Annotated in this window: 16 protein-coding genes and 1 pseudogene; 8 read left to right on the plus strand and 9 right to left on the minus strand. The window is 69.7% G+C overall.

Going from position 1 to position 21,279, the window contains the following annotated elements:
- Positions 1-621 precede the first annotated feature (621 nt).
- The 3 genes from FLL47_RS23295 (at position 622) to FLL47_RS23305 (ending at position 2,638) form a co-directional block, all read left to right on the plus strand.
- Positions 622-951 (plus strand): hypothetical protein, encoded by a 330-nt coding sequence (locus FLL47_RS23295; RefSeq protein WP_144122705.1) that lies wholly within the window; start codon positions 622-624, stop codon positions 949-951.
- 92 nt (positions 952-1,043) lie between these two features.
- Positions 1,044-1,223 carry a hypothetical protein gene (locus tag FLL47_RS23300; RefSeq protein WP_144122706.1) on the plus strand — a complete coding sequence of 60 codons (180 nt, stop codon included), beginning with the start codon at positions 1,044-1,046 and terminating at the stop codon, positions 1,221-1,223.
- 158 nt (positions 1,224-1,381) lie between these two features.
- On the plus strand, positions 1,382-2,638 hold the full coding sequence (locus FLL47_RS23305) for a vanadium-dependent haloperoxidase (protein ID WP_246158481.1): 1,257 nt from the start codon (positions 1,382-1,384) through the stop codon (positions 2,636-2,638).
- A gap of 464 nt (positions 2,639-3,102) precedes the next feature.
- Here FLL47_RS23305 and FLL47_RS23310 read toward each other — a convergent pair whose 3' ends face one another.
- The 3 genes from FLL47_RS23310 to FLL47_RS23320 form a co-directional block, all read right to left on the minus strand.
- Positions 3,103-6,720: a trypsin-like peptidase domain-containing protein gene (locus FLL47_RS23310; protein WP_144122708.1), complete on the minus strand. Its 3,618-nt coding sequence runs from the start codon at positions 6,718-6,720 to the stop codon at positions 3,103-3,105.
- Positions 6,717-7,025, minus strand: coding sequence for a trypco2 family protein (locus FLL47_RS23315; RefSeq protein WP_144122709.1), 309 nt, complete (start codon positions 7,023-7,025; stop codon positions 6,717-6,719). The genes FLL47_RS23310 and FLL47_RS23315 overlap by 4 nt, the downstream gene beginning before the upstream one ends.
- Positions 7,026-7,232: 207 nt before the next feature.
- Positions 7,233-10,517: a hypothetical protein gene (locus tag FLL47_RS23320; RefSeq protein ID WP_144122710.1), complete on the minus strand. Its 3,285-nt coding sequence runs from the start codon at positions 10,515-10,517 to the stop codon at positions 7,233-7,235.
- A 237-nt stretch (positions 10,518-10,754) separates the two neighbouring features.
- On the opposite strand from FLL47_RS23320, the gene FLL47_RS23325 reads away from it, so the two are divergent.
- Together FLL47_RS23325 and FLL47_RS43075 are read left to right on the plus strand one after the other, a co-directional pair.
- Complete coding sequence (locus FLL47_RS23325; RefSeq protein WP_144122711.1) at positions 10,755-12,020, plus strand: sensor histidine kinase; 1,266 nt, start codon at positions 10,755-10,757, stop codon at positions 12,018-12,020.
- A gap of 432 nt (positions 12,021-12,452) precedes the next feature.
- Positions 12,453-12,599 carry a hypothetical protein gene (locus tag FLL47_RS43075; protein WP_186315863.1) on the plus strand — a complete coding sequence of 49 codons (147 nt, stop codon included), beginning with the start codon at positions 12,453-12,455 and terminating at the stop codon, positions 12,597-12,599.
- A gap of 118 nt (positions 12,600-12,717) precedes the next feature.
- Here FLL47_RS43075 and FLL47_RS23335 read toward each other — a convergent pair whose 3' ends face one another.
- On the minus strand, positions 12,718-13,395 hold the full coding sequence (locus tag FLL47_RS23335) for a VOC family protein (protein WP_144122712.1): 678 nt from the start codon (positions 13,393-13,395) through the stop codon (positions 12,718-12,720).
- 400 nt (positions 13,396-13,795) lie between these two features.
- Here FLL47_RS23335 and FLL47_RS23340 point away from each other — a divergent pair, with 400 nt between their 5' ends.
- Positions 13,796-14,584, plus strand: a complete 789-nt coding sequence (locus FLL47_RS23340) for a S1 family peptidase (RefSeq protein WP_246158484.1) — start codon at positions 13,796-13,798, stop codon at positions 14,582-14,584.
- A gap of 279 nt (positions 14,585-14,863) precedes the next feature.
- Here FLL47_RS23340 and FLL47_RS23345 read toward each other — a convergent pair whose 3' ends face one another.
- Positions 14,864-15,808 carry an alpha/beta hydrolase family protein gene (locus tag FLL47_RS23345; RefSeq protein ID WP_144122713.1) on the minus strand — a complete coding sequence of 315 codons (945 nt, stop codon included), beginning with the start codon at positions 15,806-15,808 and terminating at the stop codon, positions 14,864-14,866.
- A 156-nt stretch (positions 15,809-15,964) separates the two neighbouring features.
- Between FLL47_RS23345 and FLL47_RS23350 the strand changes: the two genes are divergently transcribed.
- Positions 15,965-16,540, plus strand: a complete 576-nt coding sequence (locus FLL47_RS23350; RefSeq protein ID WP_425457757.1) for a TetR/AcrR family transcriptional regulator — start codon at positions 15,965-15,967, stop codon at positions 16,538-16,540.
- 418 nt (positions 16,541-16,958) lie between these two features.
- Positions 16,959-17,450, plus strand: coding sequence for an SRPBCC family protein (locus FLL47_RS23355; RefSeq protein ID WP_144122987.1), 492 nt, complete (start codon positions 16,959-16,961; stop codon positions 17,448-17,450).
- A 218-nt stretch (positions 17,451-17,668) separates the two neighbouring features.
- Here FLL47_RS23355 and FLL47_RS43080 read toward each other — a convergent pair whose 3' ends face one another.
- From FLL47_RS43080 to FLL47_RS23375, 4 genes and pseudogenes are all read right to left on the minus strand, one after another.
- Complete coding sequence (locus FLL47_RS43080) at positions 17,669-19,228, minus strand: hypothetical protein (RefSeq protein WP_186315864.1); 1,560 nt, start codon at positions 19,226-19,228, stop codon at positions 17,669-17,671.
- A gap of 177 nt (positions 19,229-19,405) precedes the next feature.
- Positions 19,406-19,975 carry a S1 RNA-binding domain-containing protein gene (locus FLL47_RS23365; protein WP_144122715.1) on the minus strand — a complete coding sequence of 190 codons (570 nt, stop codon included), beginning with the start codon at positions 19,973-19,975 and terminating at the stop codon, positions 19,406-19,408.
- A gap of 121 nt (positions 19,976-20,096) precedes the next feature.
- Positions 20,097-20,526, minus strand: a pseudogene (locus FLL47_RS23370) (transposase); the annotation flags it as partial.
- A gap of 109 nt (positions 20,527-20,635) precedes the next feature.
- Entirely contained in the window at positions 20,636-21,202 is a 567-nt protein-coding gene (locus tag FLL47_RS23375) for a P-loop nucleotide/nucleoside kinase family protein (RefSeq protein ID WP_144122716.1), read from the minus strand.
- Positions 21,203-21,279: the final 77 nt, after the last annotated feature.

Consider the following 21,279-nt stretch of genomic DNA (forward strand, 5'->3'; position numbering starts at 1 on the left):
GAGTGGTCGAAGGCGACGTCGCCACCGCACGCCGCCCCGCCACCGGTACTCGCACCCGCAAGCAGCCCGTCACCCGGGGACCGAAGACCGGCCCCACCCCGAAACGACCACCCGCATCGGAGCTTTCCCGCCGTGTGCCCGACCGGCGCACGGTCCCCGCCCCGCCCTGCACAGGCGGCCAGCGTCCGGCGGGGCAGGAACCCAAGAACCACCACCCCCGGGTGGCGGCATCAGGCCCTGCACACGACTTCCTGAAACCCCAGCACCACCGGACCGGCTTCCACCACGTCCACGCCACCCCCGTCATCTGCCTACCCGCAGACTTCGGACCGGCACGACACGGCCACGCCCCACCCGGAATGTCTGAAACACATAGACAAATACAGGAAGTCTGAGACGCTATGGCGGCTAGCCCTCCGACTGGGCCGGGACACATCGATCCAGCCGGGCTCGCTGCCCGGGTCCATAAGGGCGCTGACGCTAACCGGCGACGTTTCCACCAGCCTGGACGGCCTCCTCGCACAGGCTGGCCAGACCAGCAGCCTCGTCCTCGATGGTGTCGTTGGGCTGGACAACCTCTCCTGCCTGGCGGACCTGCATCACCTGGAGGAGTTGCGCATAGTGAACGTCCGCTCGGTCCGGGACTGGCGGGGTATCGGTTCGCTGAATAAACTCAGACGGGTCGACCTTTCCGGCTCGTCCTTCCAGGACACCGCCGACCTCGGCAACCTGGCGGCGCTCAAGACCCTTACGCTCGACCGCTGTGACGCGTTGAGGGACATCTCGAGTCTCGGCCAGCTCGAACGGCTGTCACACCTGTCCCTGCGCGAGAGTCTGTCGAACATTCCAGCATGGCGTGTCGACGAGGTGATCGACGAGTCCGCACTCTTGACTCCGGCGACGGTGACCTTCGACGCGTCCGACAGCCTGGTGGATTTCGGCGTCTCCTGATCTCCGTTTTCGTCGTCGACAAGGGACGGCACCATACGACGATCCAACCTTGCCGGTCTTGCGTCGCGTACCTCGTACGTCAACTCGACCTGTTGGGTTCATTGTTCCGATGTGACGGCGACCTGCTGCTTCGTAATGATCTGTGCAGCTCGTTCGTACTCGTTGACGAGCCCGCCGAGGATCGGTTTCCGGCGTATCCGGCGCTGCGCTTCAAGATCGATTACGGTGGCCGGCAGGCGGAGCGGGGCGACGACTTCACTGCTCGATTCTGACGTCGATCATACCAACGCTCAACGCAACAGGCTCCCCGGAAGCCTGCCGTCACGGGCAACGCCTCGGGCGGGGCGACGTCGGCGTTGTAATCCATCGAGCGGAATGCTTCGATGAGTGACGACTGGCAAGTTTCGCTCAGAACGGGGATTCCATGTCAATGCGTATGTTCCTGCGCGTCGTCGTTTCAGCAGCCTTCATACTCACGTCAACGGTGGCACTCAGATCGTCGATCGCCCAGGCTGCCGCCGCCAACCCGGTCATCGCCTGGGACATCAACGCCCAGCAGGCCATCTGGGACGTTGCACAGCAGCAGCCGAACGAACAAGTGCGCAGCTTTGCGATGGTGCACGGGGCCGTCTACGACGCGGTGAACGCGATCGCGGGTACGCCGTACCAGCCGTATCTCGACGCACCGGCCGCCGACGGAACGGAGTCGACCGACGCGGCCGTCGCGACGGCTGCGTACCAGATGCTCGTGTCCTTGTTCCCAGCTCAGCTGGCACGGCTTCAGGCCCAATACGACGCCGCGCTGGCTGCGATTCCCGACGGCTCGCCAAAGCAGCGCGGCGCGTCGGTGGGGGCGCAGACTGCAGCCGCGATGATCGCGGCACGTCGGAATGACGGCGCATTCGGGTCGCAGACCTGGCGGGTGGGCACCCAGCCCGGTCAATGGCGCCCGACGCCACCGACGTTCGCGTCGGCCGGCGCCTGGACGGGGCACGTCAAACCGTTCCTCATTCCCAGCGCGTCCATGTTCCGCACCTCGGGTCCGCCCCGGCTCACCAGCAGCACCTACGGCCGGGACTACAACGAGGTGAAACGGCTCGGCGCGGCCGACAGTTCGGTACGCACCGCCGACCAGACGTCGGCCGCGATCTGGTGGCATGACCGGCGCCTCACCGAATGGGAGATCAAACGCCAGGTCGCGATCAGTCAAGGGCTGAACGCGTTGCAGGCTGCGCGCATGTTCGCCATGGTCGACATGACCGAGGCCGACGCCCTCATCGCCTGCTACAGCGAGAAGGAGTACTGGAGCTTCTGGCGGCCCGTGACAGCGGTTCAACTCGGCGACACCGACGGCAACCGAGCGACCGTGGGTGATCCGAACTGGGTGCCGCTGCTCGTGACACCGCCGTTCCCCGACTTCACCTCAGGCCACACCTGCTTCACGTCGGCGTCGATGGCGACGCTGGCGTTCTTCTACCAGAGAGACAACATCTCATTCAGCGCGTACAGCCCCGCCGCCAACGCGACCCGCCACTTCACGAGCTTCTCGAAGGCTCTGGCCGAGGTCGTCGAAGCGCGCATCTGGGGAGGCATCCACTTCCGCTCTGCCGACAACCAGGGCGTGCGGATCGGGCTGTCCGTCTTCGCCTACATGGCCGCCGGGGATTATTTCAAGCCACTCAGGTAAGCGGCGATCCCATTGGCAGTGGTGACAGCATCGGCAATGCGCGTGCTCGTCGCGGGCGCTCATCCACCTGCTGAGCCGCCGCCCGGACCGTTCCCGTCAGGGCATGGACCGGGCGGCGGTGGAGAATGTGGAGTTCCAAAACCCCGTCATATGGCCTGAGCTGGGTCTTTCACGCGGCACGTTCGTACTCGGTGATCCAAGCCGCCGAATCCGCACGGGGCCGACCGCCGCGGTTGGGGTAGGAGTGGACCGCGAGCGAGCGTGCCGCCGAGCACCTCAAGGACGCCCTCGGCATCAAGACGATCGGCGAGCTGTGCCGCAGCGCGTACTTCCGCGCCGCGCGGGCGATCGCCGACCTGGCCGACGCCAAGTAGATCGATCAGCGGGGCCGGCTGCTGCGGCAGCCGGATCCGCTGCTGTCGTCGCAGCCTGCTCGCGCACGGCGTCGACCTGCACGTCGATGCTCAGCCGGCCTTGGTCAGATCGAGCCGCCAACGAGTCAGGCCGAGCTGATCCGACAGAGTCGCGGCCGTACCGCCGTGCACGGCGAGCGCATGCAGCGGCTCGGTCCGCACATGGCCGAGCAGGCGGCCGTCGGGGATCGTCCACACCCGCAGGCCGTCCTCGCCGGCGCTGATCAGGGCGGTGCCATCCTCGGCGAACGCGAGCCCGCCGATGGGGCCGGCCAGCTCGGCGAGGACCGAGCCGATGATGTCTGTGCCGGTGGTGTCCGAGCCGAGGCGCCAGAGGCGGATCGTGCCGTGGTGGTCGCCGCTTGCGGCGAAGCCGGTCGTGATGGCGACGCTCCAGATCGGCGGGGTGCGATCGGCCGGCAGCACCAGGCGCGCCTGCCCGTCCTGGCTGATGACCGCCACGCTGCCCGAGGACGCCCCGGAGACGATGACGCCGGCGGCGTTCACGGCCACCGCCTGGATCTGCGTCAAGCATGCCACCTGCCTGGCCGGGCCGCCGGCCAGCGGCCAGATCGTGACGCCCCGGGTGCCGCCGGCGGCGACAAGGACTTCGGCTGCCGTGTTCACCGCCAGCGCGCGGGCGCCGGGATGCTCGGCGTACGCGACGCCGTCGGCGACGATCATGCCATCGTCGCCGAGGGCGAGGAGCCTGTCGCCGTCGTGTGCCAGTGCACGCACACCGGTGCCGAGCCGGCGGATCTCGCCGGCCTGATGGCGGAGGTGGCCGTCGAGGGCGCCGGAGTAGACGGCGCCGGCCGGGTCGACCGCGACGGCGGTGAGTGACTGCCGCTGGCCGCTGCTGTCGGGCGCGCCGTCGAGGTCCCAGATGTGGACGATGCCGTCGGCGGCGCTGGAGACGACGTGTGTGCCGTCGGGGCTGACGCTGACGCTGCGGACCGGCTCGCCGTGCCGACCGAGGATCCGATCAGGTCCCGCCGATGCCGCCAGCGGCCACAGACAGACCCGGCCGTCGCCGCCGCCGGTGACCGCGAACGTACCGTCGGGGCTGACCGCCGCCGCCCACACCTGCCCTTCGTGCTGGCCCAGCCGCCGCCGTGGGGTTCCGTCAAGCGGCCAGGCCCGGACGGCGCCGTCGTAGGAGCCGGTGATGACGTCGGCTCCGTCCGGTGTGACGGCCATCGCCTCGATCCATTTTCCTGGTGTGGTGCCGCCGAGGATCTCAGCGGTGCCGCTGCCGGGCCGCCAGAGCCGGATGACGCTGTCGCGGCCGCTGCTGACGATCGTCGAGCCGTCGGGGCTGAATGCCAGCACCCGCACCTGGTCGTCGTGTGTGCCGAGCACGGTCGGCGGCCCGTCGGCGAGTTTCCACAGCCGGACGGCGGTGTCGCGGCCTCCGGTGGCGATCTGTCGCCCGTCGGGCGAGAACGCGACGGCCCACATGTGGCCCAAGCCGCGTGCCAGGGTGCGCTGTGTGCCGTCGGGCAGGTTCCACAGCCGTACCGTCTGATCGTTTCCGCAGGTCACGACCGACCCGGTGGCCTGGTCGACCGCGACTCGGTGCACGCCGGCGTCGTGGCGGCCCAGGTCGGTGTAGTGGCCGCCGTCGAGCTGCCACAGCCGCACCCGGCCGTCGTCGTCGCCGGTGACCACGCTGGTGGCGGTGACGAAGGCCGCGGCCCACACCTGCCGGCTGCCGGAGTCGAAGCTGCGCCGCAGCGATCGGCTGGCCCGCCCGCTCGTCCACTGCGCGGCGAGGCCGGCACGCTGCAGCGCCGCCTGCGCCCAGCGGGGGTCGTCCACGCCGGTGTACGCGGCGGCGAGGGCGAGCTGGCCCGCCGGCTGCTCTGCCCCGCCGGCCCGCAGGTGGTGGGCCTCGATGTCGAGCAGCCGCAGCGGCACGCCGGCAGCCGACGCCGCCCGCAGCACCCCCAGCACCGCGTCGACGCCGACGGCTGCGACGGCGGCGGCGATCCACTGCGGGTCGCCGGTGAGCGTGGCGAACCGGTCGTGCGCCGGCCGTGCCAGCAGCGCCCACGGGTAGTGCGCCAGCAGGTAGCGCGGCGTGCCGTCCGGCCAGCCGTGCGCCGACCAGCGCCCGGCCCACGTGTCCACGGTCTCGACGAGTGTGGCCAGCGCGGGCCCGAAGACGGTGTCGCGGCACGTGTCGAGCAGGGCCTGGTGGGCGAACCGCCAGCCGTCGTCGCCGCCGTCGATCACCCGGGCGGCCTTCTTCGCGACGATCACGCCCACGTCGTATGCGTCTGCGGCGCCGAGGTCGGCGAGCTCGGTGATGGTCAGCGGGCCTGCGGCGGCCGCGAGCAGGCCCAGCACCTGGCGGGCCGGCGGGTCCGCGGCCAGTGCGTCGAGGTCGGTGAACGCCCGCTGTTCCACGCGGGCCGCTTCGACGGCCTGCGTCATCCGGACCGGCAGGACGTCCCACAGCGGATGGTCCGCGTCGACGTCTTCGGGCAGCTGGTCCTTGCGCGCGGTGAGCAGGACGTGGGCGTGCCGGCCGCGACGGGTCGGGATCAGCGAGGCGACGCTGCGTTCTCCGGCCGGCCGCAGGTCTTCGTCCAGGCCGTCGACGATGAGCAGCAGGTGTCGGCCGAGGTCATCGGCCCGCTCCACGGCGCGGGCCCATAGGTCGGCGAGCGCGTGGGCGTCCGGCTCGGGCGTCTGCTCGCCGAGCAGGTCGGCGAGCTGGGAGCTGACGGCGGCCAGGAAGCGGGAGCCGCTGGCGTCCAGCGCGCGCCGCTGCAACAGGTAGGCGACGCAGTCGACGTCTGGCGGCGGGTTCATCGCCAGGTGCGCGGCGAGTGCGGTCTTGCCTGCCCATGGCGTTCCGACGAGGAAGCGGAACGGCTCGGCGCCGACCGCGAACGCCGCCAGGTCGGCCAGTTCGCCGGACCGGTCGCGCAGTTCGGGGGTCCGGTCGGCGATCTCTGCGACGGTGGCGAAGTACGGCGGCCGCTTGCGGCGCTGCGGCAACTGGACCGGGCGGCGGCCGAGGATGTCCCACCACGCCGCCGGGTCGGGCAGGCGGTCGACGTGCGTGATCGGGGTCAGGGTCAACGCCGAGTCTCCGGCGCGCGGCTGATGCTCGGTGACCACGCCGATCATGATTTCGTCGGCGGTGACGACGACCGTGCCCGAGATGCCGGACCACTGGCTGTGCCCGAGCGCCTCCTGTTGCGGCGGCAACGCTCGCGGTGAGCTGGTGACCCGCAGGGTCAGCAGGTCCGACACGCGGCGGTCGCCGGTCGGCACGACTCCGTCGAGCTGTGCGGTGTCGCGGACCGGGACCTGCTGGAACAGCGGGTAGCCGATGCCGCGGCAGCCGGCGATCGTCTCGGCGCCGTCGCGGTCGACCCGCGCCCACCGCAGCGGCGCGTAGCCGTCGAGCGGCTCGGCGAGTTCCAGCAGGGCCAGGTCGGCGACGTCGACGTCGCCGACCTGGGCGACGGTGGCGGTCAGTTCCACCTTGTCCACGCCACGCACGGTGATGGTGCCGGTCGGGGCGACGGCGTGCGCGGCGGTCAGCACGTGGCGTCCGGAGATCAGCAGCCCGGAGGAGCTGATCCAGCGTCGGGGCGCCGTCGGCCCGAGGTCGCAGAGGACTTCGACGACCCGGTCGGCGAAGCCGGTCATGCCGGCTTCTCGGCGTCCAGGGCACTCACCTTGATCGGCATTCCGTGCGCGTCCACCGGCGGTTCCAGCACGATCGTCACCGTCTGGACGGACTCCTTCGCGGCGCCGGCCGAGGCGCCCAGCTCCAGCACCCAGAACTTGATGCCGCCTGTCGCCTCGGCGCTGCGGGTGACGCCGACCTGGAACTCCAGCGTGATCTGGCCGACCGGGAACTGCACGGCCTGGTCGGTGGCCAGCTCGCTGGCGCGGGCGAGTTCGGCGCGCAGCGCCTGGACGACATCGACGAGACCGATCTGGGACGACATGGCCGACATCTTGCCATGCACCGTCGGGCCTCGGCGCCTGACCGCTATCCACTTCGGACGTCGCCCGCTGGTGCCTGCGGCGCGGCGACGGGGCCGGTCCGGCAGCAGCACGGTGCCGCAGGCCGGCCCGACCCCGACCCGGGCGTCAACCGCAGGTCGGGGCCGGGCTCGCCGACGTGTGCACTACCGTCGTGCAACGACCGTGTCTTAGCCGTGCACGGCTCGGCTGGTGACGGTCAAGGCGCTCATCACGACCTCCACGTCGGGGTTGCCTTCGCGGTAGAGGTTGTGGAAGAGCCGGTCAGACTGCTGGTCGTACTGCGCCTCCAGCAGGTTGCGCCGCTGGGTGCCCTGCCAGTGGGCGCAGCTGCCGATCGGGTCGACCTCCGGCACCCCGGCGATCGGCCCGGAGTGCAGCGGCTCGCAGTTCTCCTTGCTCCAGTCGTAGTCGGGGTGCTTGAGGTCGTAGGTGTCCGGGTCGGCGGTCTGGCAGGGGCCGGCCGGCACCACCGGCCGGCATGCGGTGTAGACGTTTGCGGCGTGCTGGTAGACGTCGGCGACAGGACGTGAGCCGGCAAGGTCGGCCGGTATGCGTCGGCTGCCGTATAGCAGGCCGTGCATCAGATCGTCGTTCTGCAGCGCCTGTGCCCAGCCGAGTTCGGAGTAGGCCTGCAGCAGGCGCATCGCCTCGGTGACCTCGCGGTTGGCGGCGGCCAGGGTGGTGCCGCCGACCAGCCGTGACGAGACGAGATCGTAGTAGTACTTGCGCTTGCCGTGGACGAAGTTGCGGGCCTTGTCCGCGGTCGCGTCAGTCGCGGTGCTGTGCGTGACCACGTTCGGCGCGGCCTCGAACGACTCCTTTCGGGTGGCCGACCAGCTGCTGTGCATGACGTCCTGCGGCGTCTTGCAGAAGTCGAATTCCGGCTTGTTGTACCACTCCCGGCACACGACCCCGGCCGAGCCGGTGTGGCTCACCGCGCGGGCTTCGAACCTCGGGCCGTTCGACCACTGCACGAAGATCCGGACGGTGACCCGCAGGTCCGCCTGCGTCTCGAGGTAGCTGGGCTGGGCCTGCCAGATCTCGTTGACGAATTCGACGTCGTAGCAGACGGAGAAGGTCGGCTGCTCGCCGCTGTCGAGCGCATAGTTGAGCAGCAGGTATGGCGCCGGGAGGGAACTGTATGGGATGGCGCTGGGCACGTTCGGCAGGGCTACAGCCGCCCCTTGGTGACACGCCGGCATGGCGCCGGTCGGCCCGGCCGGCAGGTACCCGGCCGGCGGAACGTTCTGCTCGATGGGATCGGCCCACAGCGACCAGGACTTGCCCTTGAGGACGTCGTTCTTGCCGATGTTCGTCAACTCGGCGCCGAGCCGGGCCATCGCCTGCTCGTGGTTGTTCAGCAGGTTCTTGAACAGGATGTTCGTCCTGGCGTCGGCGCCGGGCCGGCTGAACGCCCGGCTGGCGTCGTTGATCCGCTCGCCGGCGGCGATGATGTCGGCGGTCCGCTGCGCTTTGACCTGCTCGGCGTAGTCGGGGTTCTGCAGCTGCAGAGCGTTGGAGGCGCGGGCGCCCAGCAGCCAGATCGAAGCGTTCGGCGTGTTGGTCGCGGGCTGCGGGAAGTCGGGATCGTAGCCGCGGTCGCGGGCCAGCCAGGACAGGTAGTCGATCAGTCCGGCCGCGCCGTAGGTGTCGAGCTGCGTGATCGGATCTGCAGTGTCGAAGCCCTTCGTCAGCGTGACGGTGGCTCCGATGGACCGCTGGGTCGCGGTGAAGTGGAACTCGTTTTCCGGCTTGGTGTATTCGCCGTAGCTGGGGATCTGCTTGCCGTAGGTCCCCTCGTAGTCGATGTACATGTTGATCATGCTTCGTGGCGCATCCAGCAGATCCTCGCGGAACGCCTCGGTGAGGTACGCGCTCAGCGCGTCGATCCGGTTCTCCAGCAGGATGAGCTGGCGCTGGATGTCGGTGATGCTCTGCCGCACCTCAGCCGTCTCCTGCAGGAGCCGGTCGAACTCGACCAGCATGTCGGCGTACAGCTGGGTCAGACCCTGCTCGACGCGGTCGAACCGGTCGTTCATCTGCGTGCTCAACTGGGCGATGTCGTCGCGGATCGCGGCGAGCTGGTCGAGGATCAGCTGCTGCGGATCCGGCTGCCCCAGACCGAACAGCGGGGCCAGGGAGATCGCCGCGCCGAGCAGGTTTCCGGTGAGCGTGAGCGTGGTCAGCGACAGGAGCGCGTCGCTGAGGCCGAGGCCGGCGATCGTCGGCAGGTACTGGTTGATCGCCGTGGCGGCGTTGACCGCGGCCGTGCCGACGATCCCGAGGTCCTTGCCGAGTTTGGGGTCGACGAATCCGGCCAGGGTCGACAGGATGTAGACGGCCGAGCCCAGCGCGTCGATACCGGCCTGGCGGTCGGCGGCCGCCCTCTTGGCGGCGGTGTAGTCGGCCGCGGCCGGCTTCTTGCCCAGGCCCACCGGGTACTGCAGCGACATCGCTTCGAGTTCGGCACGGATCTGCTCGTTCTGCTCGTTGATCTTGTCGAGTGCCTCGAGGGCCTGGCGGCGGATCTCGTTGAGGTAGCCGTTCATGTCGCCCTGGTTGGCCAGGATCGCGTCGGTGTTGAGATAGGCGCCGATCATGGGATCGCGGCTCATCTGCTCGATGGTGGCCTGCACGCTCAGGTTCACGTTCACGCCGACGACGGCGTCCCAGGCGGTGCCGAGCGGTCTGTCCCTCAGGCCGCTGCGCATCACATCACCCCAGACGAGGTCCTGGATGACGTAGTACTTCGCCATCCAGGCCTGCGCCTGGAACGCGCCGGTCACCTGGTCGGCGAGGTGCCCTTCGGCCTGCAGGTCCGCGCCCAGCGTGACCTCCAGGAGCCCCTTGACGAACGGGGTGCCGATGCTGACGCCGGGGACACCGGAGACGGCGTCGAGTCCCTTCATGAAGTACTGGTAGTAGTCGCGCGCCGGCACGTCGGCGGTCAACTGGACGTTGAGCGCGTCGCGCATCGCCGCGGCCTGCGCGACCATCTGCTCGTAGGTGGCATCCGGGTTGCCCGACCGGTAGCTGAGCAGGCCGACGGAGAGCACCAGATCCTTGAGCCCGTTGAGGCCCGGGTCCTTCGCCCGCATGGTGGCCGAGAACAGGCGAGACCTGAGCAGCTGCATCTCGTCGTCGTCGACGGCCGGGTCGGCGCTGGCCGGGGCCACCGCGAAGCCGAGCGTGAGGACGGTCACGGCGACGACCGTGGTGACCCGGCGTGCCGCACGCCGCAACGCCGGGGGCAAGCCCTGTCTGCCCCAGGGCCTGGTCCGTCTGCGCACCGGCGTGTCGCAGACGTCTCGCATCCCCGAGCCGGCCCCCGACTGCAGGCCCTGGAAACCGGTCGTCGTGACGTGCGCGGGTGCGTGCGCGCTGCGGATGAGGCGGGCCGCCGCGGCGGCCCACAGCGGCACCCGCGCCGCGTTCCTAGGAGTGAGGTTCACGTGGCATTCCTGCCTTCCCGGTGGGTCGAAAGATGGTCCGACCATAGAAATCAGCAGGCAACCGGGCATCAGTGCTGACACGTAATCGGTGTCGGGCGGCCGTCAGCGCGGCCCGGTCCGGCGAACGCGGCAGGGCGGGCACATCGCGCCGCCACAGCCGCGGCACACGTGTGCCTGGTCAGTCGGGCTCACGACTGATCCTGGCTCGAGCCGGGCGGAGCCACGATTATCTGCTCCATGGACCGTCTCCGCTGGCCGGTGCGGGCCGCTGTCGTCGCCCTCGTTGCCGGACCGTTGCTGGCCGCGTATCGGTCCGCGCCCTGGGAGCTGGCCTGTCTCATGATCGCCGGCGTGCTCCACGTCGAGGTGGGGCTGCGGCTGCACCGCGCGGATCACCACCGGCCGGCGGGGCTGCTGCTGATCGCGTCGGGCGTGCTGTGGTTGCTCGACGCCTGGGGCCGTGCCGCCGCGCCCGAACTGTTCGCGGGCGGCCTGCTGCTCAGCATCTGCTACGACCCGCTGCTCCTGCACGCCATCCTCGCCGTGGCGCCAGGCGGCCTGCGCACCGCCGGAGACCGGCACGTCGTCACCGTCGGGTACGCCTACTGGCCGATCATCCTGGTGGCGTTGGCGGCGGCGCACGGCCCGATCGGCCCCGACCAACTGCTGGCCGTACGCACGGTGACGTATCCGGCGGTCGGCGTGGCGCTCGGCTTCGTCCTGGCGTGGCGCATCCACCAGGCGAGCCCCGCCGACCGTCGCGTGTGGCTGCCGTTCTGGGCCGCGGTCGTCGGCAACGGCGTGTGCACCACCACGCTGAGCACCTTCTTCCACACCGGGCCGTGGCCGACGGTGCTGTATTCGGTGGGCGGGGCGATGGTGCCCGCCGCCGCGGCCGTCTGCCTGCACCGCCTGCAGCGCCGCGAACTGGTCGAAGCCCGAGACAGGGAACGCCACCGGGTCGAACGCGACGTGCACGACGGTGTGCAGCAGCGCCTGCTGACCGCCGCGATGATGCTGCGCCAGAACGACCCCGCGCTGGTGGCGCGGGGCGCGGCCGAGGTCGAGACCGCCATCGCCGAACTGCGCGAACTGGTCCGCGGGATGAACCCGTCGGCGCTGGTGCGCTACGGCCTGTCGGCCGCGGTGGCGGCGCTGGCCGACCGGGTTGGCGTCAGAGTCGCGGTCCACGACCGTATCCGCGGGGTGACGATCCCCGAACACGTCGCGGCCATCGTCTACTTCGTCACCATGGAGGCGGTGGCCAACGCCGACAAGCACGCTCGGGCCGGGCAGGTGACCGTGACCCTGGCAGCCGAAGCCGACCGCGTCGAGGTGGTCGTCGGCGACGACGGGGTCGGCGGCGCGCTGCCCGTGCCCGGCGGCGGCCTGAGCGGGCTGCGGGACCGGGTCGAGTCGTGCGGCGGCACGTTCCGGCTGTCGAGCCTGCGCGGCCGCGGCACCGCCGTACGCGCAGTGCTGCCGATCGGGGCCGGCCGGTGACCACGGCGGTGCTCGCCGACGGCTCCGTCCTGCTGCGCGGCTGCGGGGTTCCAAAACCCCGTCACATGGCCTGAGCTGGTCCTTCACGAGGCGCGTTGGTACTCGTTGATCAGCCCGCCAAGGACCGGCCGCCGCTTGATCCGCTCGAGGGTCAGACCGATGACGGGCGCCCGGCCGTACTGGGCTCAAATGCACGGCTGCCTGGCCGGAGATGCGCCCCCTCGGCTCGCCGAGGCGCTGCTGCGCCCGCTGCCTGCCCCCGTCTGCAGTGACGGCGATCACCGCGCGTAGGCATACCTAGACCGGCCCGCACGCCTATCTAAGTAGGTCGTGTGCAGGGAAGATACGCCGCCGATGCGGATGGATGGCGGGTGTCGGGAGAGGAGTATTCATCTCGTCAGCAACACAGAGTCAAGGACTGAGGAGTCTGCGATGTTCGGATCGCCCGAGATGTACTTCGATCTAGCGAAGCTGCACCACCGAGAGCTCATCGACGAGGCCGCCAAGGAGCGGGTAGCGAACAAGCTGCACCGCCACGGCCGCAAGCGACGCCAGGCGCGCGACCACACGGCGCGATGAGCACGACGAGACAGGCCCGGGGCCGCAAGATGGCCTCGGGCCTGTTCGTATCCTCCTGCGGCCTCTCCAACCATTGCGCCACAATGACAGGCCTTACACAGCGCCCGACCGAAGCATGTCAGCCAGCCCGCTCGCTGCCCGGCACGGCTGCGGGCGTTCCTGCTCCGTCGGGCCACGCGCAGATGCACACACGGTTGCCGGCGCGGTCGGTCAGCGTCCAGTGCTCCGGTGACTGGTCGACGATCCGGCCGCCTGCCTGCAGCGCCGCGGCCAGACGCAGCTCGGCCTGCTCGCGGGCCACCGATACGTCGACGTGCATCGCGTGGCGCAGCGGCTTGGCCGCATCGAGTTGCTGCATCCACACCGTCGAACCGTGCCCCAGCGGGTCGACGGCGTTGTCGTCGTCCAGGCCGGTGTAGCCGAGCACGGCACGCCAGAAGCCGATGTCGATGGCGTCGGCCTGCGCGGAGACGGCCAACTGCACCTCCTGGACACGGGCACGGTCTGCGACAGCGCCATGCGCCCGCGCGACCGCCGACACCGCCCGCGCCAAATCCACGTGCTGCTGCTGCAGCTGGTGCAAGCCGCGAGTCAGCCGCACGGTGAGCCGGTCGTCGGCGATCGTCAGCACGACACCCGTCCCCGCGAGCCCGTCGACTCCTGCCACCGCGCCCGCCAGCCGCGCCGCGTCAGCCAGCGACCCGGCGGCGAATACCGCCGTGGCCCCACCGTGCAGCACCACCCAGTCCTCGACACCGTCAGCTGCCAGGAAGTCCCGCCATCCCTGCTCGCTCATGCCGGGGATGTTACGGCGGTTGGGTGACCTGGCCACGAGGCGGCCGTATCAGGTGCGGGCTCGGTCTGCGTGCTGCCCTGGTGCCGCATCCCGCCTTCGTCGCTGGCGGATCCAACGGGCTGCGGCTCCGCGAGCGCTGGGAGCTGGTATCCGTTGGCGTCGCTGGAGTACCACGGCACGTTCACCATCGAGAGGTTGTCGACGTTGGCGTTGTGACCGGGGACCTTGTTGACCTCACGCCAGGAGTCGTTTGCCGAGTAACCACATTGGCTGGCTAGAGATCACAACCCGAAGCCGTGTTCGCAGCGTCTGTCCATAGCAGAGGCGAAGTCCGTCGTTGGCGCCGTAGCGGCATTCGACGGCAAACGCGGACCCTCCCCGCAGAGAGAAGGATGAGTTCTTGGACGTCACACGCAAGCACCGAATTCGTCGGGCCGGGCTGTTGCTCGCATCGACACTCGTCATGGCCGGCCTCGGGATCTTCCCCGCAGGCCCTGCCCACGCCGTCGCGAACGGCGAGGTCGTACCCAACGGTCAGTTCCAGTTCGCGGTCAAGCTGACCATGACCGGGATCCCGACCGCCGACGGTGGTCGCCGCAACAGCGCCTGCTCGGGTGCGCTCATCGCACCGCAGTGGATCGTCACCGCGGGACACTGCTTCCGGGACTTCAACGGCGTCCGGGTGGAGCGACCGGTCGCCGACCTGACCACCGCCACCGTCGGGCGGGCGGACCTGACCACGGACATCGGTCACGTCGCCACCATCATCGCCGTGCGTCAGTCTCCCACCACCGACCTGGCGCTGGCGAAGCTCAGCTTCCCGATCAACGACATTCGGCCGCTGGCCTTGAGCCGTAGGACACCGAAGGCCGGTGACATCCTCCGGCTCACCGGTTTCGGTTCGCTCACCAGTTCCAACCCCGTGCCGTCACCGCAGCTGCGGACCGGCCAGGTCACGGTCGTCACCGTCACGGAACCCAGCGTCGGCGTTACCGCGCTGGCACCGGCACCTGACACCAGCGCCTGTCCGTACGACTCCGGCGCGCCGTACTTCACGGAGCACAAACGCGGGCAGCCGGCTCTGGTGTCCGTCGAAAGCGGCGGGCCGTCCTGCCCGCACGCCTTGGAGGAACGGACCTCCCGAGTGGACAACATCGCCCAGTGGATCAAGAACATCATCCGCGGCTGACAGGCAGGCGACCGGGCAGCCCTGCTCGCCCGGTCGCCCGGTCGCCCGGTCGCCCGGTCGCCGAACCATGGCCCCCTTAGCTCCGGGATGACTGGTCAGCTGGCTGAGGGCAGCCAGGGACGCCAAGCCGGTTGATGTTTGCATCGGCGACTTCGGGGGACATGACGGACATGACCATCGTCGTACTGGGGGGCACCGGTACCACCGGTAGGCGGGTCCCCGGCCGGGTCGCGACGACGAAGCCGACCATGACGCAGGCCGGACGGACCCCTGGCCGGCTTACTTGGAGTCGATGCGGCCCGGCGGGTTGGGGTCGGCGGCCAGTGCGTCACAGGCGGTTTGCCAGGCGCCATCGCCGGGGTAGAGCCGGCTGCGCAGGTACGCGCTGGTCAGCTGGGCGATCGTCGCTACCCGATCGGGGTCTTCGTCGGTGGTTTCGGCTACGTCGTATCCGGAGATGCCGCCGAGGCCGTGCTCTGCCCCGAACAGGGTGAGCAGCGATTTGGGGCCCGGCGCGAGGTGGTACGGGTCGGCGTGCCAGTCCGGGCCCGCGACGGTCAGGAAGGCCGAGTCGTCCTTGTCGCCGGCGACCACCAGGGCGGGCGTCGCCATCGCGGAGAAGTCTGTGGTCGTCAGGAACGGATAGCTTTCGGCCACGAACGGGGTGACGGCGTCGCCGCCTCGGCCAGTGGCGGCGAGCAGCACTCCGGCCTTGATCCGGTGGTCGGCCAGGTTCGCGACCGTCCCGTCGTGGGGATCGCTGAGCCGGGCGCCCAGCAGCAGGCTGGCGGTGTGACCGCCCATCGAGTGCCCGGCGACGGCGATCCTTTCCGCGTCCAGGCGCCCGGCCAGTTGCGGGACTGCGGCCTCGATGATGTCGAGGTGGTCGAGGATGCGGCTCATGTCCTCGGCCCGTGTCCGCCAGTGCCGGGGCGCGGGGCCGCCGGGGTTCACGGCGGGGTTGTGGCTCAGTGTCTTGGAGTCGAGGTGGGTGGGCTGGATGACGGCGAAGCCGTGCGCCGCCCAGACGTTGGCCAGTGGGGCGTAGCCGTTGAGCGAGGACAGGTGGTTGGAAAAGCCCAGGCCGTGTGACAGCAGGATGATCGGCAGGTTGCTTCCGGTCACGGGGGCGGAGACCCGCACCTGCAGGTCGACGGGTCGGCCGGGAGCGGGTAGCACGATCGGGCCGACCGACAGGACTTGAGTGGGCGTCGATTCGCTCATGGTGTGGTTCCCTTCGTTTCGCCTTCGCGATGCGTTTGAGGTTGCAGGAAGGCTTCCGCTAAACTGAAACGGAACGATGTTCCGCAAACATACGGAACATCGTTCCGTTTCGTCAACTGCTGCCCGGAGGGAGGCGCGGTGTCCGTGAGCCGCCCTGTGCCAGTGCCAGCCCGTAGCAAGCGGGCCGATGCGGTCCGCAACGAGCGTGCGCTGCTCGAAGCGGCCGCCGCGGTGTTCGTCACCTCCGGCGTCGACGCGCCCATCCGTGAGATCGCCGCCAGAGCGGGCGTCGGGATCGGGACGATCTACCGCCACTTCCCGGCCCGGGCAGACCTCGTCGTCGCCGTCTACCGCCATCAGGTGGAAAGCTGCGCCGACGCCGGCCCGGCCCTGCTGGACGCTGCCGAGTCACCGTTCGCGGCGCTGCGCCAATGGGTCGATCTCTTCGCTGACTTCCTGATCACCAAGCACGGGCTCGCCAACGCCCTGCAATCGGACAGCAGCGGCTTCCAGGCTCTGCACACGTACTTCCTCGACCGGCTGGTTCCCGTCTGCGCACAGCTCCTGCAAGCCGCAGCCGACGCCGGCGAGATCAGGTCCGGCATCCACGCCTACGAACTCATGCGCGGCATCGGCAACCTGTGTATCGGACACGACAGCGACCCGCGCTACGACCCACGACGCCTCATCGAACTGCTCCTGCAAGGCCTACATCGACCACAACCACGCTGACACCGATCGCGCTCGTAGCGCATCAGCGTGGCCGGGTCATGGCTCATTCGTTCATCGACCACCCAGCGTCACCAGCACCAGTCGAAGTCGTCCCGCTTCAACCCGGCGAGCCTTGCGCGGCGCGGCGCGGCCCGGTCACGACCGGCAGCCGCCACATCGCATACCACCGGTCTCGCCGCACGCCAGCAACGTGCTCGCCTCGTAGATGGTCGAGCCCGGCATCTGCGGCAACCGCCGACCAGAGGAACCGATCACTCGCCTGTTGAGCGTGTCCCAACCTCGTTTCCGCAGGTGGTACGCGGTTGTCAGCGGGCTCGTCGACACCTGCCGGACCCTGCTCCAGGATGGCGTCAGAGGGCCGATGTCAGGCGAGGATGCTACGGTACGCCGTTCACTCGGGAACCTGGAGCGCACCGCCATGAAGTACACCGTCTCGATCGAGATCGCCCTGCCGCGCGAGAGGGCGGCCCAGCTGCTCGCCGACCCGGCACACCTGCCGATGTGGCTGCGGGGAATGGTGCTGCACGAGCCGCTGAACGGGGTGCACGGGCAGCTCGGTACCAAGTCACGGGTCGTGCTGCAGATGGGGCAGCAGAAGATCGAGGCCACCGAGACCATCACACGCCGGGAACCGGCAGACCTGCACGGGATCCCGAAAGACAGCGTCGTTCAATTCGACCGCGAGATCGTCAGCAAGGGCATGTGGAGCGTCCAGCGCGACCGGCTGACCGAAGCCGGTCCGGACACGACGCTCTGGATGAGCGAGAGCGAATACCGGTTCAGCGGCTTGCTGATGCGGCTGGTCGGGCTCCTGATGCCCGGCACCTTCCGCAAGCAGTCGCTACAGCACATGCAGGACTTCAAAGCGTTCGCCGAGCAGGGAAAAGACGTCCGCGACGCGAAGGACTGATCTGCTCGAAGCTGGACGTGTGAGTCTTCGAGCGGGCCCTCGAGGTCGCCGCCGGCTTGTCGCTGTGGCCTGACGCCGTGCGGGCGCTATCCCAGCCCGGCCTGCACGAGCAGGTCCCTGCGCTGCAATAACAAACATTCGTAGTGACCGATCATGACCTGCGTGTCCGGCGGCACGGCCCTCGCGTGCGTCAGGGCGGCACACCGCCCCGGAAGCCGCTACTCGTCGTGCCTGGCCACGGCCGGAGCCACGACAGCCGCCTGCCGGTCAGGCGACCGGCCGGCCAGCACGTACGCCGCGACCGCACCGACCCCGATCACGCACGAACCCGTCGCCGCGGCCGACAGGTCGGGCAGCACGATGAACGCGTTCTCGATGGGCCGCCGCAGCGCGAACGCGGCGGCAGCACCAGTGGTGACCGCGATGGCCGACAGCCCGGCCAGGTGCGCCGCCCGAACACCACCACCGGACCGGTACATCGCCACCAGCCAGCCGATTTCCACCGCCAGCGCCAGCACCGTGAGCAGGGTGGACGTGCCGCTCAGCGACTCGGCGTCGTAAAGCACGGTGAGCGCGGTGATGGTCACCGCAAGCGGCACCAGAATGTTGGCGAGCATCCACAGCGCCTGCGCGGACGTCCCCAGCGGACGGGACTGCCGCAGCCGCCGCAGCGGCATGAACAGCACCAGCAGCATGACCGCGAGCACCAGCACCAGGTAGTAAAGCACCGCCGCTGGTGTGGAGACCACCGACACCGAGGCGTCCTGCCGTACCCACATCCCGGCCTCGTCGCGGCGCAGCAGGCCGTCGCGGCCGTTGGCGACCAGCACGACATGCTGCCCGCCGACGGTCTCGTACACGACCAGCCCGAGCGAGGACAGGTGGACCGCCGGATCGCCCAAACCCGGGTAGCCGGCGACCAGCCGCGCGTACGCCGGTCCGGACACCCGCCAGTCGGTGCGCCACAGCCGCCCGCCGTCAGTGCTGCGCTGCACGTGCAGCTCGCCGGGAACGACGCGATAGCAGACCGATCCGGCGCAGTCGCTGGTCAGCATGTCCGGCAGCCGCTCGACGAGCGGCGTCGGGGACACCGCGGGTGACGACGGGTCGGGTCCGGGCGTCGGCGTCGGTTGCGGCGACTCGTCATCGCGGGCCCAGGTCAGTCCCGCGTCGTTGCTGTAGAGCAGGTCACCGGCCCGCGGGTACGTCTCGTCGGAGTCCCCGCCGCCACGCACCAGCCGGCCGTCCGCTTGACCCACCCAGACCGTGTTCGGGTAGTCCGGCGGGGTGGTCGCCACGGTGGCAAGCAGACCCAGCGGCAGCAGCACGAGCAGGCGCAGGGACCGTGCCGTGCCGTCGGGCAGAGCGGTCGTGCGCCGGAACGCCCAGCCGGTCAGCAGCAGCGCGGGCAGCGCGACCAGATCGCTCGGGTCGGCCAGGAACTGCGCCGGGCCACGCACCGCCGACCACAGCGTCGCGGCGGCTTCCGCGCCGGCGGGCACGGCCTTCGACGCGGTGAACGCCAGTCCGGTGAGTACGAGGCTGGCGAGCGCCAGCGGCCGGACCGGCAGCCGAGGCAGCACCAGAGCCAGCACGCTAGCCAGAATCGGCGGGAACATCAGCATCCCGGCAACGTCGCTGAGTTTGCCGGTGACCGGGCCCGGCCAGGCCGCTTTGAACACGTGGTCGTTGAGTAGGAGCAGCACCAGCCCCGCCACGCTGACCGGATGGGCCAGCCAGGCCAGCATCCGCCCGGCGGCGTCCTCCCGTGACAGCATGGCCCCAGTGTCCGCGTGGTTCGTCACGCAGTGATCTCAGACCGAGCACACACCGGCGTCACCTGCAGCTCGGTGTAGGTCGCTACCGGAGCCAGTCGGCCGAGTACCCGCACCTGGCCCGTGTAGGCGCTCCGGAAGGCTCGTGCAGGGGAACCGAATTACGCGACGACAGCGGAGTCACCGGAGGCCGGAGGAGCCTTGTCGTGGGGAGAGGGTCAGCCTGCGTCGCTCTCGGTCGATTGCGGTGACGACGACCGTGATCTCGTCGCCGACTTGGACGACATCCGAAGGAGCTTCCAGGGGTGTCAATGTGAGGTCTCGTAGGTGGACCAGGCCCTCGATTCCGTCGGCGACCTGGACGAAGACGCCGAATGGGACGATCTTGGTGACCTGTCCCTGCAGTATCTGCCCCACCGCATTGCCGTCGGCGAATACCTGGAAGGGGTCCGGCTGCGTCGCTCGCAAGGACAGTCTGGCCTCCATGTTCGATGTGTCGAACTGAAGGAACTCACATGAGACGCGCTGTCCGACTTGCACGACGTCGGAAGCTGCTTCGAAGCGCCGCCAGGACAGTTCGGCGCACGTGATGAACCCGACGCCGGGGAAAACGGGGTGGTCTGGGCCATCGTCCAGCGCCACGAACACACCGAAACGTTCGACCGATGTGACGGTGCCGGAAAGGTGCTCACCGCGACGTAGTGATTCCAGGAACGTCCACAGTTCTGGGTTGTCCGACGGAGCGCCCATGCCGCCCAGCCTTTCACGAGGAGCCGTGTGCTGGGAGATGCGGTCACGCTGCAGGCTGGAGGGGCGTCCGCCCGAGCGGATGCCCCTGCGATGGTGAACTACCGCAGCGGGACGAAGTGCGCTCGATCGGGTTGGCCCAGGATGCGTAGGTCGGGGTGAGGCACAGCTCAACCTGGTGCTTGCGGGCCAAGCGCCGGATCTGTGCGCCCTTGTGCAGCGGACAGGTTGTCCAGGATTACGTAGGTCACGCCACCGTCGGGGCGTGCGGCGCAGATCGACTTCAGCGCCGCGAGGGTGTTCGTGGTGCCCTTTCTGCAGCGGTTGATGACCCACAGCGTGTCCTCTCGCCGACCGAGTGGCAGCCGTGGACGCAGCGGACACCGTGGGTGGGGTGGTGGGCGGCCGGCAGCCGTCGTGGGTGTCCCTGCGCGGCCCAGTTCGCCGGCGGTGGGTCGGATCCCGAACGGCCCGAACTCGTCGAAGGCGAAGACCCGCTGCGGGAAGCGGTCCAGAATTTCCTCGATCCGGTTCAGCCTCGCGTCGCGGTCCGGGAAATTACCCACGTCTTGGTCGGTGGCTTTCGCGAGGGCGGCGCGAACGCCGCGGTCGCGGTTCCGCGGCTGGAGCGTGTCAGGTAGTGAAGGGCTGGCCGGCGTGGACTCACGGGCCCGCTGGGCCGTTGACGAAGGCGAGGATGTCCCGGATCTGCGGGGAGTACCCACGGGTCGTGTCCACGACGAGCGTCGGCACTCCCAGGGAGATCCCGTTGAACGCGTCCAGGGATGCCGAGCCATCCCGCAGGCGGCGCAGCAGGTCGTCGTCATCGTGTGCGGCCCTGTGCGTACCGGCGGCGGCCCGTTCGACGATCCTGCCTTCGGCGATCGACGCCGAGACCGTGCACCGGATGACCCGCATCCGCGCCAGAGCGGTGAGGGGCTCCAGCCCTGGGCGCCACAGCCGGTCCTGGAACGCGGCCTCGGCCACGACGGTAGTACCGGACTCCAGCAGCATCCGCAGCGCGGCGAAGAACGTCGCCAGCACGCGTCGGCTGACCTCGTCGCCGGGGCGGGGCCGATAGCCGGGGATCGCGTGGGCCATGCCCTCCTTGATCTCGTCCCGGCAGACCGCGGGACAGCCCAGGGCCCGGGCGAGTTCGTGGGCGAGGGTTGTCTTCCCGGTGCCGGGCGGACCGCTGATGACGGCGAGGGTGGGTAAGTGTTCGGCCACGGTGGACCAGGCTACCGCGCTGGCTACGGGTCCAAATGATGCGTCTCCGCTGCTGGCGCCCGGCGGGGTCCTTGCCG

Source organism: Catellatospora sichuanensis (assembly GCF_007483665.1).
GTDB classification, from domain to species: Bacteria; Actinomycetota; Actinomycetes; order Mycobacteriales; family Micromonosporaceae; genus Catellatospora; species Catellatospora sichuanensis.